Below are 14,340 nucleotides of genomic sequence, written 5' to 3'. Positions count from 1 at the left end.
CGGGAGTAGCTCAGTTGGTAGAGCGCAACCTTGCCAAGGTTGAGGTCGAGAGTTCGAGACTCTTCTCCCGCTCCAGTATTGAAGAAGGGCAGCCATGTGGCTGCCCTTTTTGCGTTGGGGAAGGTGAGTATTGTCCGTGCTGGATGACTGATTGCGTTTCCCTAAGGCTTGCCAGCCAGCGGCTTAGGCAGGTGCGCCATGTTCAGCGGCTGGGATTGGTGACGATGGTGGTGATGGGCACCGGTGTGCTGCCTTCAAATGCCCCCAGATCCGGTGCGGCGCCGGTGAATGGCAACCCGAGGTTCACTCCCTTGTCGATCAAATCGCTGCCGGCGATCAGTCGCAGGGAAGGCAATGCCGGCAAGCTGCCATCCGGCTGGCGTGGCGCGTCCCAGCCATCGGTTGACACGCTCTGGAAATCCGCCGCCGTGACGCTGACAGGCAAATTCCAGCTGTTGTGGGCCACATCCGCACCGCCGACGTTGGCGACCGGCGTGTTTTCGTAGGCCAGGTTGTTGCGGACGATGCCAAGCGCTATGGCGGCGTTGCTGGAATCGATGCCCAGCATATTGAAACCGGCGCCATTGCCGCTGCTGGTGTTGTTGTAATATTGGTTGGCGACTGGATGGTGATTGGCATAGAAGCCATTGGCTTTGTTCCTGAACGCTACCGAGAAACGCACCGTATGCACCGGCGCGTTGGGTTGGTACACGCCGCTATAGCCGCCAAGCTTGAAGCCGTTGCCGTTCCCGGCGGGGATCGAAGTGGTGGTGCCGGGCAGGTAGCCTTGCAGCCACGCCCACGAATTTTCGATCAGCACCGACGAGTAGGCGTTGATCAAATCATAGCCATCGTCGGTATTGGCCCAGGCACGGCAGCCGCGGAATACATTGCCCGGGTTGTTGGCCTTGATGTGGGCGCCGAAGCCGTCGGCATTCTGCCCCGCGCCTGACTTGCTGTAGGGGTCGTAGTTGTGATGCGAGTCGACGTTCAGCACCAGGTTATAGCTGCCGTTCGAGAGGAAGAAGCCGGGACCCATGTGGTGATGGGTATTGAGCTGCTCAAAGGTGTTGTGGCTGCCCTTGATCCAGATGCCCCAGGATTCGTTATTTTGCAGATTGCCCGCTTGTTGCGGCGCGCCTCTCAGCTCCAGGCCCTTCAGATGCAGATAGTCGGCGGTGACGTTGAAGCCCTTCACCCGGCAGTTGTCTGTGATCGAGAAGAAATCGAATACCGGCGTTTCTCCCGGATAGGCCCAGTAGCGGATCGGTTTATCCTGTTGGCCGCTCTTGTCCAGCGTGATTGCCGACACGACGTCCGTCGCGCTGGCGCAGCTGGCGAGGGAGGCCGTATAGACATAGTCGCCGCCACGGAAGTAGATGGTGTCGCCGGGCGCGGCGACGGTTTGTGCTTTTGCAATGGATTTCCACGGCGCGGCGACCGTACCCGGATTGCCGTCGTTGCCGCCCGGCGCGACGTAATAGGTTGCCGCTTGTACGCCGGTCGTCAGCGCCAGCGCCGATAACGCGACGACCTTGTGCCACATACTCATACTTGCTCCTTTGTAGTCATCAGTGAGTGGGGACTGTAAAGGAGGCCTGGTTGTCGGACAACGAAGTAAATTGCACTTGGATATACACCTGCGGTATGTCGTGCCGAAGTCCCAGAGGTTGCCCCGCTATTTCCACATCACGATGCCTCCCACGGATTGAAGAGACTGACTCCGGTTGACTTGAAATCAGCAATGTTGCGAGTGACGACAGTCATGCCGTGTACGAGCGCGGTTGCGCAATGAGTGCATCACGCTCTCCGTGTTTGTCGGGTACATGCAGTCGGGCGCGGCGTTGTGCGACGGCGATATCGACGGACAGCGTGCGTCCAGCGAACTCAGGCAGAACTTGCTGGTCCAACCAGGAACGCAGCATGGCCCCTTGCGCGGCGTCCTTCCGTTCAACCGACAGAACGCCCAGTTCCAGTTCCATGATGGTGATGGCCGAGACGAAGAGGTCGGAGGCATCAACGCTTTCCGCCCATGCCGCCACATTGCTGTCGGCTTTGCCCAAGCGGACTTTACGCAGTTCGGACACCACGTTGGTATCGAGAACAAACATCATGAGAAGTCAACTGGCCGGGTCTTGATGTCCGCACGCGGCGGTTCAAACTCGATGGCGGCATTATCTGGCATGGCCAGCGTATCAGCGATATTACGCCGCTGCTTGGTGAGCCGCTGATAGTCCTCAAAGGTCATCAGCACGTGGGCGGGGCGACCCCGATCCGTGATGAAGACCGGTCCGTTGCTTGCGGCCCGTTTGGCCTCGCTCGCGCCCTGGTTGAATTCGCGGCTCGAAATAGTGGTGGTGGTTACGGGCGCCGACCGCATTGCTCTTTTCCACTCGGTGCCGACCGGATGCCTGTTGCTAGTTTGATACAGTAAATCCGGCCAGTCGTGGTAAATTCGCTATTCCTCAACTAATCACACGTTCTTTCACATCAAAAAATGTTATCGATAACTTCCGCTCGCCGTTCTAAACCATGCTTTATCAGGCATTTTTTTAAGTTGATATGTTATCGATAACAAACGTGGATCGATAGAGGGCCATCAGCATTTCTAACTATAAGGAGACATATGGACAATCACACACTTCAGGGCGTCAAGCGGCAAGGACCGCAAGCGCCATCCCATCGCCGTGGCAAGCTGTGCGCCGCGATAGCCTCGGCGCTGCTGGTTTTTTCCACCGCGCCGGCGGCGGCCGTCAACTTCGTCGCCACCCCGCAAGCCCAGCCCACGGTCAGCGAGGCCGGCTTCAAGCATCCCGCGCTCGGCTTCACGCTCGAGCAGCTCGAGTACGCCCGCCAACAGGTCAGGGCGGACGTCGAGCCGTACAAGACTTACTACAACACCCTCGCCACGGTCTGCTGCAACTACGCCAACATCAACCTGCAGCCGACCAACCGCGACGCCACCAAGGTCGACACGCCCAATACGCCCAACTTCAACAACGGCACCGGCCAGACCCGCCTGATCAACGATTCGCAGGGCGCCCTGACGCAATCGCTGTTGTACTACATGACCGGCCAGAACGAGTACCGCCGCAACGCCATGCGCATCCTGCGTACCTGGAGCAACATGAATCCCAACGGCTACGCCTACTACCCGGATGCCCACATCCACACCGGCGTGCCGCTGTTCCGCATGCTGCTGGCGGCGGAGATCATGCGCTACACGCCGGCCGACGCCGCCTATGCCGCGTATCCGCTGGCCTGGACCGCCACCGACACGCAAAAGCTCAAGGACAATCTGATCGACCCGATGGAGCGCACTTTCTTCGCCAGCAATGAGCGTTTCATGAACCAGCATGTGTATTCGATCGTGGGCCGCCTGGCCGGCGCCATCTTCACCGACAACCGCGCGCGCTACGACGAAACGGTGGAATGGCTGACCGTCAACGCGACCTCGACCCGGCCGGACATCAACGGCGGCATCCTGCCCCTGATTCCTTTCATCGACACCGACAACCCGCACAACACGGCGGGCTACCCGTTCTATCAAATCCAGGAAATGATGCGCGACCAGGCCCACGGCGGCGACAACGTCGACAACCTGATCGGCCTGCTGCGCCTGGTGACCTCGCAGGGCACCAAGGTCGACCCGTACACCGGCAAGCCGTCCACCGCCGGCGACGCCGTCAGCGTCTACAAATTCGGCGGCAACCGGCTGCTGATGGGCGCCAACGCCTACGCCCGCTTCATGCTGGGCCACGAGACGCCCTGGGCCGACACCAGCGGCGGCACCTCGGGCATTTCCGAGGCCTACCGTGGCCGCCTGAACCAGGTCGAGGGCATCTCCGAGGTCTACAACGTCTACAAGTACGAGGAGGGCGTGGACGTCGACACCGTGGCGCCTTATCTGGCGACGGCGGCCGCGCACGCCAACGGTCCCGTCACGCCGTGGGGGCCGGCGTCGCCCAACAACAAGGACATGGGCGCCGAGGCCTTCCTGACGTTGCCGAAGGCGCTGACCGGCGTTCCGCTGCCCGTCAACACGGGGATGCTGGAGACCGAGCGCAAGTCGATCTACCTCAACGGCGACTGGAGCACGGCGACCGAAGGCGAGCGCACCTACGGGCGCGCGCAACTGACGCCGACCGGCGCCACCGTGGTGTTCCACGACATCGGCTATGCCGACCGCAGCAAGTACGCCCCGGTCGGCATCATGGTGCGCACCAACGCCGTGACCAAACTGGCCGCCAGCGCGACCGCGGGCGCCAGGCCGTGGAGCGAGATGACGGTGCCGGACACCGGTGGCCAATGGCGCTACATCGTGCCGGATAGCGCGAACGCGGCGACGGCCGGCAGGCGCCTGGGCGACAACATCATCTACTTCAAATTCACCGGCCCGGAGGGCGCGACGGTCGACGTGGACTTCGTCAACATGGCCGCGCCCACGCAGCTGACGCCGCCGCGCTTCGCCATGCCGGTGTTCCCGGAAACCGAGCTGGTGGTGCGGGGCATGCCTTACCAGGCCGTCTACACGGCCACCGACGCCAACGCCGCCGACACCGTGGTCTACAAGGCGGTCAGCCTGCCGGCCGGCGCCACCCTGGACACGACGACCGGCGCGCTGAGCTGGACGCCGGCCGCGAACCAGGTCGGCATCCAGGACCTGGTCATCAGCGCGACCGACGGCGTCTCCATCAGCACGATGACGGCGCGCCTGAGCGTGCAGCCGGACCGCCATACGGCGTTCGCCGCCGCGATGGGCGGCTATGACGCGGGGGCTATCTATACGACGCCGTCGCTGGCGACGTTCAAGGCCGAGCTGGCGCCGTTGCGCAAGGCCATGGCCACCGCGCCCGATGCCGAATTCCCGGCGCTGCTGAAAAAAGTGCAGGAAGTGACGCGCAAGCTTGAGTTGCTCAATCCACGGCTGGCCTCGGACGGCAGCCTGGACTGGAGCAAGAACATGGTCACGCCGACCTTGCTGAGCCCGGGCGCCATCCCTTCGCTGGTGGACGACGACTACAACACCACCTCCGGCGATTTGCGCAACGTCGTGACCCTGGACTTCGGCGAGAACTACCGCGTCGCGGCCAACGCCTTCGGCATCCGCGCGCGCTTCATGTTCGGCAATCGTTCCCAGGGCATCAATGTCTACGGCTCGAACGACAACGCCGGCTGGACCTTGCTGACCAGCCGCGAAACCACCGACACCAGCGGCCAGAACTTCATCATGGAGGTCATTCCCGTGCTGCCGGGACTGGAAAACGAGCGCTATCGCTACTTCATGGTGCGCGTCGACCATCCGGGGCCACCGACCGATCCAGCCTATCCCGGCATCTCCTCGTACAGCGAGTTGCACTTCCACGGCTCGCGCTTCGATTTGCTGGCGCCGGTCGATGTCAGCGCCAGCGTCAGGATGCAACAGTCCGGCCTGACGGTGAACCGCTTCACGCAGAAGTACACCGGCACGGTGACCATCACCAACATCACCCAGCAGGCGATCAAGGGGCCGTTGCACTTCCGGCTGGAGAACCTCACCGACGGCGTCACGCTCGACAACGCGACCGGCGTCGAGGATCGTTCGCCCTACATCACCTTGCCCGCCGGCGACCTGGCGCCGGGCCAGAGCGTGACCCTGACCACCACCTTCAGCAACCCGTCCAAGCTGGCCATCAGCTATGGCCGCAAGCTGATCAGCGCTAAATACTGAGGAGCTTCGCGATGAACCATATGAAAGACCTGCTGGTGAAACTGTTGCTGGCCGTCTGCATGCTGGGCGGAGCGGGGCAGGCCGGCGCCGCGCAGCAGTACACCGTCACCATCGACACCGCCACCCTCGGCGGCGGTACGGCGTATCTGGGGCTGTACTTCCTCGGGCTGGCCGACGCCGCGCCGGCCACGGCGACCGTGACCAATCTGGCGGGGGCGTTTTCCGGCGCTCCCCAAATCACCGGGTCGGTCACCGGCACGCCGCCGGGGCCGCTGGTGTTCGGCAACGCCGGCGCTGGCGGCGAGCTGGTCATGACGGTCAGCCTGGGCGGCGTGCTGTCGTTCGACGTCGGCTTCACGTTGGGCGCCGGCGATGCGGGCACGACCTTCGGCTGGTCGCTGTTCAACGATGCCAGCTACCTCGGCGCCGATGGCGACCTGGGTACGGTGTCGCTGCCGCCGGGCGCGGCGCCGGGAGCCGTCTTCGCGGTCAACACTGCCAGCGACCTGACTCGGGTAACGGCGGTCCCCGAGCCGTCCAGTGTGCTGTTGATGGTCGCTGGCATGTTGTGCCTGATGGCGCGCGCGCGCCGTCGCCGTTAAACGCGGCGACGCGATCAGGGCGGGCGGTGGGCATTGAGCTTAGGCGGCCTATGCTGTAATCTGTTGCTTTTTGGTTACTAAGCATGCCGCCAGTATGAGTTTCCCGTCGCCCGCTTTCCCGGCCGGCCCGCCCCGCGCGCGTCGGCATCGCGCCTTGTGCGCGGCGGTCTTTGCCGGCACGGCCACGGTCATGGCCGCAACGATGGCCACGGCGGCGGCCGGCGAGCCGCCGCCGTTCTGGCGCACCAACCTGTCCCACAAAGCCTGGACCAAGCAGGACGGCGCGCCCTCGGACCCGATGACCGTGGTGCAGGACCGTGCCGGTATGCTGTGGTTCGGCGCGTCGGACGGCCTGTTCCGCTTTGACGGCGTGCGCTTCGAACGGCTCGACGATATCGCCGGCAACAAGCTGTTGTCGCCCAACGTGCGTTCGCTGGCCTTGTCCGGTGATGCGTTGTGGGTGGGCTATTCGCACGGGGGCGTTTCCGTGTTCGAGCATGGCGCGGCGCGGCACTACGGCGAAGCCGAGGGCGTGCCGCCCAGCGCCATCCTGCAAATCGCCCAAACGGCGGACGGCACGCGCTGGTTGTCAAGTCCCTCCGGCATCTACCGGCTCGACGGCGGGCGCTGGCGCCGGGTCTCGCCGGCCGACGGCGTGCCGCCCGGCGATCAGCCGACCTTCAATGTCCTGCACGATGGCGGGCTGCTCGTCACGCATCTCGACGGCTTGTATCGCCAGATACCCGGCACGCACCGGTTCCGCCGGGTCGACGGCTTCGGCAGCATGCAGCCGAGCCAGTTGCTGCCCGACGGCAGGGTGAGGGTGTTCCGCTTCGGCGTACCGCCCCGTATCTTCGACCCGGTGTCGGAGACGTCGGCGCCGCTGTCCTTGCCCGAGGTCGGCGTCATGCCCTACAGCGTGCACCGCGACGCGCGCAACGCGTGGTGGATCGGCCCCGGCGACGGCATGCGGCTGTACACGCCGGACTTCAAGTTGAAGAAGCGGCTGCCGGCGCCCAACGGCTTCAGCGCCAGGCGCGTGTTCACCGGCCCGTTCGACGACCGCGAGGGCAATCTGTGGTTCATGACGGAGAACGGCGTCGACCGCATACGCGAAACCCGCTTGTCGGTGCAGGACATGCCGGCCGGCAGCACCGATTTCAGCATCGCCGCCGGCGCCGACGGCGAGGTCTGGATCAACAGCCACTCGTCGTTGCACGCGCTCTCGCCGCCGACCTTCGCCATCGCGGCCGACGGACGCCGTATCGCCAGCACGATGGAGTCGGCCACCGCCGGCGCGCTCGCCGCCGATGGCACGCTCTGGTTCGGCAACGTCCATGCGCTGTGGCGCCGGCGCGATGGCGCGGTGCGGCGCTGGGCGCTGCCGCCGGCGTTGATACAGCAGCCGGTGCAGGCGCTGGCGATCGCCGGCGACGGCCGGCTGTGGGTGTCGATCATGCGGCGCGGCGTGCATACCTTCAAGGACGGCGTCTGGCAGGCCGGCGGCGGTAGCGCCGAGCTGGCCGGTCGCGACGCCACCTCCCTGCATGCCGATGCCGGGGGACGGCTCTGGCTAGGCTACGCCGGCAACGCCATGGCGATGCTCGACCAGGGAAACATCCGGCGCTTCGGCGCCGCCGACGGCCTGGCGGTCGGCAACGTGCTGGCCATGTTCAGCCGCCGGGGCACCTTGTGGGTCGGCGGCGACCAGGGCCTGGCCCGTTTCCACAACGGCCGCTTCATCGCGCTCGACGACAGCGCCGGCCGGCCGTTCGCCGGCGTCTCGGGCATCGTGCAGACGGCGGCGGGAGAGCTGTGGCTGCACGGGCTCGACGGCCTGGTCCGCATCGGCGCGGCCGACCTGGCCGCCGCGACGGCGGCGGACGGAAAAGCCGGCCGGGTCGCCGCCGAACGCTTCGACCACCTCGACGGCCACGAGGGCGTGCCGGCCCAGGTGCTGCCGCTCGACACGCTGGTCGAAGCCGGCGACGGCCGCCTGTGGTACGCCACCTCCGGCAGCGTCGGCCTGGTCGATCCGCTCCGCATCTCCCGCAACCCGGTGGCGCCGACGCCGCTGATCACCGCGCTCACCACCGACACGCAACGCTACCGCGCCACCGGCGGCCTCGGCCTGCCCGTGCACACCCACAACCTGCGCATCGACTTCACCGCCGCCGTGCTGTCGATTCCGGAACGGGCGCGCTTCCGCACCCGCCTGGTCGGACAGGACCACGCCTGGCGCGACGCCGGCGCGCTGCGCCAGGCCTTCTACACCAACCTCGGTCCCGGCGACTACCGCTTCGAGGTGATGGCCGCCAACGAGGACGGCCTGTGGAGCGCCGCGCCGGCCAGCCTGGCGTTCAGCATCGCGCCGGCGTTCCACCAGACCCTCTGGTTCAAGCTGGCGTGCGGCGCGCTGCTGGCCGCCGGCGCGTATCTGCTGCACCGGCGCCGGCTGGCCAGCCTGACGGCGCGCGCCGTCGAGCGCATGCGCGCCCAGCTCGAGGAGCGCGAGCGCATCGCCCGCACCTTGCACGACACCTTCCTGCAAAGCGTGCAAGGCCTGATCCTGCGCTTCCACAGCATCAAGAACGCGCTGCCGAAGGACGACGCGGCGCGGTCGCGCATCGACGCCGCCCTGGACGCCGCCGACGCCGTGCTCGACGAGGGGCGCGACCAGTTGCTGGACTTGCGCGTCCACCATGCCTGCCGCGCCGATCTGGCGCCGGCGCTGGCGCTTGCCGGCGACGCCGCGTGCGCCGAGCGCGGCGTGGCGTTCTCGCTGCACGAGCGCGGCGAGCGGCGTCCGCTGCGGGCCGACGCCCAGGACGAACTGTACGCGATCGCCAAGGAGGCGATCGCCAACGCGTTGCGCCATGCCGCCTGCGCCACGCTGGCCGCCGAGCTGTCGTATGGCGCGGCCGCGTTCACGCTGGCCATCCGCGACCAGGGCAAGGGCTTCGATGCCGCGCCCGGCGCGCCGCCGGCCGCGCAGGGCGGGCGCCACTGGGGCCTGACCGGCATGCGCGAGCGCGCCGCGCGCATCGGCGGCGCGCTGCGGTTGTACAGCGCGGCCGGCGCCGGCACCAGCGTCGAGGTCTCGCTGCCGGCCGCGCTGGCCTACCGGTGACGGCGCGCTTGTGTCAGAATGGGCGCTCCCACTCGCCCCTGGTTTTTATGAGCGCCTTCAAGCCGCTGCCGATCACGATCCTGAGCGTCGACGACCACCCGCTGTTCCAGCAGGGCCTCGCCAGCGTCATCGCCGCCGAGCCGGACCTGTACCTGGTCGGCCAGGCCGCCAGCGGCGCCGAAGCGATCGCGCTGCACCGCGCCCTGCGGCCGGCCGTCACCTTGATGGACCTGCAAATGCCCGACATGGGCGGCGTCGAGGCCATCGCCGCCATCCGCGCCGAGTTCCCCGCCGCGCGCATCGTCGCGCTCACCACGCTCGAGGGCGACTGCCATGCGGCGCGCGCCATCATGTCCGGCGCGGTCGGCTACGTGTTCAAGAGCGCGGTGCGCAAAAGCCTGCTCGAGACGGTGCGCCACATCCACGCGGGCGGACGCAGCATCCCGCCGTCGCTGGAATCGGCGATGGCCCGCAGCCGCAACGGCACGGTGGTCACGGCGCGCGAGGTGGACGTGCTCAAGCTGGTCGCCCGCGGCAACACCAACGCCGCCATCGCCGAGGCGCTGGGCATCTCGAGCGAAACCGTCAAGGGCTACATGAGCAACATCCTGCTCAAGCTGCAGGCGCGCGACCGCGCGCACGCGGTGATGATCGCGCTGGAGCGGGGCATCCTCGGCCTGTGACGCCCGCCGCGCCGGCCCGATGGTGCCGGCGCCGTCGTGGCCCCCCATTTCAGGGGGGGAATCCGGCGCCATCCGCGCGGCGCACCGCCCCGGGCGGGAAGAAATCAGGCAAGCTGGCCGCTACGACGACTTCCAACGGGGACCGCTTTGGCAATGGACCAGATACATCTCATGCGCGTGTTTGTCGCGGTGGGCGAACAAGAAAGTTTTTCCGGCGCCTCGCGGCGGCTCGAGCTGTCGCCGGCGGCGGTCACGCGCGCCGTGTCCGCGCTCGAGGCGCGCCTGGGCGTGACGCTGTTGCTGCGCACCACGCGCAACGTGCGCCTGACCGAGGCCGGGCGGCGCTACCTGGACAACAGCCGCGAGATCCTGGCCAGCATCGAGGAGGCGGGGCGGGCCGCCGCCGACGTCAACGCCGCGCCCAAGGGACGGCTGTCGGTCACGGCCTCGGTCCTGTACGGCAAGTCCTTCGTCGTGCCCTGCGTGGTCGAGTTCCTCAAGCGCTATCCGGAGGTCGAGGTGCTGGCCCATTTCCTCGACCAGAACGTCAACTTCGTCGACGAGGGCATCGACGTGGCCGTGAAAATCGGCCATCTGCCCGATTCGAGCCTGAAGGCCTTGCGCGTCGGCCAGGTGCGGCGCGTGCTGTGCGCCTCGCCGGAGTACCTGGCCCGGCACGGCGTGCCGGATCATCCGGGCGAGCTGCAGCGCCATACCGTGATCGCGGCCGCGGGCGTGTCGCCCGGCGCGGAATGGCGGTTCGGCGGCGCCGGCGAACCGACCACGGTGCGCATGAAGCCGCGCCTGACCGTCACCAGCAACGACGCCGCGATCGAAGCGGTGCTCGCCGGCCTGGGCATTTCCCGGCTGCTGTGCTACCAGGTGGCCGCCGGCCTGGCCGAAGGCCGCCTGCGCATCATCCTGGCCGACTACGAGGAGGCGCCGTGGCCGGTGCACATCCTGCACCGCCATGGCACGCTGGGGTCGTCGAAGGTGCGCCACTTCATCGACCTGCTGGCGGCGTCGCTGCGCGCGCAACCGTGCATGAACCACCATGCCTGATTGCGTTGTTCGCGGTTTTGCGCGCAGAGTGGGTTTTGCGCGCACAATGCGTGTGTGCCCGCCAACTTCCTTCAATGATGAAATCCACGCTTGCCGGCGCCGAATCGGCCGCCACCGCCGATCACGGCGTTTACCGCACCCTGCTCGAATCGACCCGCGCCATTCCCTGGCGGATCGACTGGGCCACGATGAGCTTCAGCTATATCGGCCCGCAGATCGAGTCGCTGCTCGGCTGGAGCCAGTCCAGCTGGCTCTCGGCCAATGATTGGATCGAGCGCATCCACGAGGAGGACCGCCAGAAGACGGTCGACTTCTGTATCGCCCAGTCGCAAAAAGGCGTCGACCACGAGGCCGACTACCGCGCCCTCACCAGCGACGGCGACTATGTCTGGATCCGCGACGTGGTGCATGTGGTGCGGCGCGGGGACGGCAGCGTCGATTCGCTGGTCGGCTTCATGTTCGACATCACCGAGCGCAAGCAGGCCGAGGACAAGATCCTGCAACTGCAGCGCGAGCTGGAGGTGCTGTCCTACCGCGACAGCCTCACCAACGTCGCCAACCGCCGCATGTTCGACACCCTCTATCCGGTCGAATGGGCCAAGGCGCGCGCCACCGGCGAGCCGCTGTCGGTGGTGGTGGTCGACATCGACTACTTCAAGCAGTACAACGACCATTACGGCCACGTGCAGGGCGACGAGTGCCTGCGCCGCGTGGCGCGGGCGCTGGACGCGGGCGCCTCGCGGTCGCGCGACCTGTGCGCCCGCTTCGGCGGCGAGGAGTTCGTGCTGCTGCTGCCGGCGACGGACGCCGACTCGGCCCGCAACGTGGCCGAGCGCTGCCGCAAGCTGCTGGCGCAAGCGCAGCTGCCGCATGCCCGTTCGGGCGTCGGCCGCATCGTCACCGTCAGCATGGGCGTGGGCACCATCGTGCCGGGCGCGGGGGACGACGCCCATGTCTTCCTCGACCGGGTCGACCGCCGCCTCTACCAGGCCAAGTCATCGGGGCGCGACCGCATCTGCGACGTCGAGGCTTGAAGCGGGGATTTCAGTTATGCCGAAACTTGCCGATATAAGGGAAGGGAAAAAACAGGGCGGTACACGGCATGAGGATTCGAGCAGGACTTTACATTGTCATTTTGGCCATGATCAAGCCGGCGATCGCCGCCAAACAGCCCGCCACGGCGGTGACGGCCGCCATGCCGGCCGTCACGCTGCGCATCGCCACCGAGCGCATGCCGCCGTCGAGCATGGTCGTGGACGGCGTCATCACCGGCCGCGAAACCGAAAAGATACGCGAGCTCATGGCGCGTACCGGCACCGCCTACACACTTGAGCTTTTGCCATGGAAACGGGCCTACGTCGGCGCCCTGACGCGCGAACACGCCTGCGTCTATTCGACCACGCGCACGCCCGCCCGGGAGCCGTTGTTCAAATGGGTGGGCGCGACCGATTACGCGGAATGGCAGTTGTGGGGCCGCGTGGACGCGGGACTGTCGTTGAAAACGCTGGAGGACGCACGCAAACTGCGCATCGGCACCGCCCACGGCGACGCCCGGGACGAGTTTTTGCGCGTCCGCGGATTCGCCGTCGAGTCGGTCAACGACGACATGTTGAACGCGCAGAAGCTACTGATGCGCCGCATAGACCTGTGGGCGGTCAGCGTTCGCAACGGCACCAGGGGGCCGCGCGGGATGACCGGGTCCGAGGTGGCGCCGCTGCTATCGTTTCACCGGGTACAAGTCTATTTGGCATGCAACAATTCGGTGCCGGACGCCCTGGTCGAGCGGCTCAACGCCGCCGTGGCCGACATGTGGCGCGACGGAACGATGGAGCGGATCGGCCGCAGGTACGAGAACTGGGCGCCGCCGGGCAAGTGACCCCGGCGGGCGCGCGCTCAAGGCACCACCGTCACGAACAGATACACCGCGAAGATCATCAGCAGCACCGTGCCCTGCATGATGGTGGTGCGCCCGCTGCCCAGCGACAGCGAGGTGACGATGATCGATAACAGCAACAGCACCGTCGACTTGACGTCGATGCCCAGGGTCAGGGTCCAGCCGTTGGCCAGCGCGACGATGGCCACCGCCGGAATGGTCAGGCCGATGCTGGCCAGGGCCGAGCCCAGCGCCAGGTTCAAGCTCGTTTGCAGGCGGTTGGCGCGCGCGGCCTGGTAGGCGGCGATGCCCTCCGGCAGCAGCACCACGGCCGCGATGATGATGCCGACCAGGGCCTTGGGCGCGCCCATCCTGAGCACCGCCGCCTCCAGCGCCGGCGACAGCGACTTGGCCAGCAGCACCACGCCGCCCAGGCACACCAGCAGCAGCGCGCCGCTCCACCAGGCCAGCCTGGCCGGCGGCACCGGCGCGTGCTCGTCCTCGCCGCCGCTGGCGGGCAGGAAGTAATCGCGGTGGCGCACCGTCTGCACGAACACGAACGTGCCGTACAGCACCAGCGAGACCACGGCGATGAAAATCAGCTGGCTGCCGCTGTAGAACGGTCCCGGCGTGGTGGTCGTGTAGTTGGGCAGTACCATGGTCAGCACCGAGATCGCCGCCAACGTGGTCAGCGCCGCCGACACGCCGCTCAAGGTGAAGGTTTGCTCGCCGTGGCGGCTGCCGCCGGCCAGCAGGCAGATGCCCACCATGCCGTTGAGGATCAGCATGACGGCGGCGAACACGGTGTCGCGCGCCAGGCCGGTGGTCTCGGCGCCGCCGGCGATCATCAGCGACACGATCAGCGCCACCTCGATCGCGGTCACCGCCACCGCCAGCACCAGGGTGCCGTAGGGCTCTCCGATCTTGTGCGCCACCACCTCGGCATGGAACACCGCCGCCAGCACGCCCCAGAACAGGCCGATGGCCAGCACCACCAGATAGGCGCCGCCCAGCAGTTCCTGGGCGCCGAGCGCCTTGCCGGCCAGTGCCAGCCAGCCGACCACCGGTCCGGCGATGGCCCAGGCGGGCAGGGTGGTGGATATTTTCATAGGCGGCTCATCGGATTTTGGTGGAGGGAAGGCGGGCGATTTATTGCCAGCGCGTTAATTTTACCCGATGGGCCGCCGGGGCGCCCGTCCCGGTCGCGCCGGGCGTCGGGAGCGTTGTGGCGGAAATGCGCCACCGCGTCCCGCAGTCGCCGTGCTGGCGGACCGAACTGC

At 66.9% G+C, this 14,340-nt stretch carries 10 protein-coding genes and 1 pseudogene; 7 read left to right on the top strand and 4 right to left on the bottom strand.

What is annotated here, in order from left to right; all coding sequences use genetic code 11:
* Positions 1 to 202: 202 nt before the first annotated feature.
* From AC07P1_RS20920 to AC07P1_RS20910, 3 genes and pseudogenes are all read right to left on the bottom strand, one after another.
* A complete protein-coding gene (locus tag AC07P1_RS20920) occupies positions 203 to 1,552 on the bottom strand; it encodes a right-handed parallel beta-helix repeat-containing protein (RefSeq protein WP_494697627.1) in 1,350 nt (449 codons plus the stop codon).
* 137 nt (positions 1,553 to 1,689) lie between these two features.
* A pseudogene (locus AC07P1_RS20915) lies at positions 1,690 to 2,114 on the bottom strand (type II toxin-antitoxin system VapC family toxin).
* The gene (locus tag AC07P1_RS20910) at positions 2,111 to 2,380 is read right to left on the bottom strand and encodes a type II toxin-antitoxin system Phd/YefM family antitoxin (RefSeq protein ID WP_494697626.1); all 270 of its coding nucleotides are present in this window, start codon (positions 2,378 to 2,380) and stop codon (positions 2,111 to 2,113) included. Before AC07P1_RS20910 ends, AC07P1_RS20915 begins: the two are co-directional and overlap by 4 nt.
* 246 nt (positions 2,381 to 2,626) lie before the next feature.
* Between AC07P1_RS20910 and AC07P1_RS20905 the strand changes: the two genes are divergently transcribed.
* The 7 genes from AC07P1_RS20905 to AC07P1_RS20875 all read left to right on the top strand — a co-directional run bounded on the left by AC07P1_RS20905 (position 2,627) and on the right by AC07P1_RS20875 (position 13,063).
* Positions 2,627 to 5,710, top strand: coding sequence for a putative Ig domain-containing protein (locus AC07P1_RS20905; RefSeq protein WP_494697625.1), 3,084 nt, complete (start codon positions 2,627 to 2,629; stop codon positions 5,708 to 5,710).
* Between the two features lie 11 nt (positions 5,711 to 5,721).
* Positions 5,722 to 6,312, top strand: coding sequence for an NF038129 family PEP-CTERM protein (locus AC07P1_RS20900; protein ID WP_494697624.1), 591 nt, complete (start codon positions 5,722 to 5,724; stop codon positions 6,310 to 6,312).
* Positions 6,313 to 6,502: 190 nt separating this feature from the next.
* Entirely contained in the window at positions 6,503 to 9,442 is a 2,940-nt protein-coding gene (locus AC07P1_RS20895; protein ID WP_494697623.1) for a sensor histidine kinase, read from the top strand.
* Between the two features lie 47 nt (positions 9,443 to 9,489).
* A complete protein-coding gene (locus AC07P1_RS20890; protein WP_494697622.1) occupies positions 9,490 to 10,125 on the top strand; it encodes a response regulator in 636 nt (211 codons plus the stop codon).
* A 153-nt stretch (positions 10,126 to 10,278) separates the two neighbouring features.
* Positions 10,279 to 11,187 carry a LysR family transcriptional regulator gene (locus AC07P1_RS20885; RefSeq protein ID WP_494697621.1) on the top strand — a complete coding sequence of 303 codons (909 nt, stop codon included), beginning with the start codon at positions 10,279 to 10,281 and terminating at the stop codon, positions 11,185 to 11,187.
* A gap of 77 nt (positions 11,188 to 11,264) precedes the next feature.
* Positions 11,265 to 12,221: a GGDEF domain-containing protein gene (locus AC07P1_RS20880; protein ID WP_494697633.1), complete on the top strand. Its 957-nt coding sequence runs from the start codon at positions 11,265 to 11,267 to the stop codon at positions 12,219 to 12,221.
* A 68-nt stretch (positions 12,222 to 12,289) separates the two neighbouring features.
* The gene (locus AC07P1_RS20875; protein WP_494697620.1) at positions 12,290 to 13,063 is read left to right on the top strand and encodes a substrate-binding periplasmic protein; all 774 of its coding nucleotides are present in this window, start codon (positions 12,290 to 12,292) and stop codon (positions 13,061 to 13,063) included.
* Positions 13,064 to 13,080: 17 nt separating this feature from the next.
* Here the strand turns inward: AC07P1_RS20875 and AC07P1_RS20870 are convergent, their stop codons facing one another.
* Positions 13,081 to 14,169, bottom strand: coding sequence for a calcium:cation antiporter (locus AC07P1_RS20870; protein ID WP_494697619.1), 1,089 nt, complete (start codon positions 14,167 to 14,169; stop codon positions 13,081 to 13,083).
* Positions 14,170 to 14,340: the final 171 nt, after the last annotated feature.

The sequence above is a fragment of the Duganella sp. GW821-FHT07F09 genome, assembly GCF_059418705.1.
Note: the sequence above shows the minus strand (reverse complement) of the source record. Positions and strands in the feature narration are given on the sequence as shown.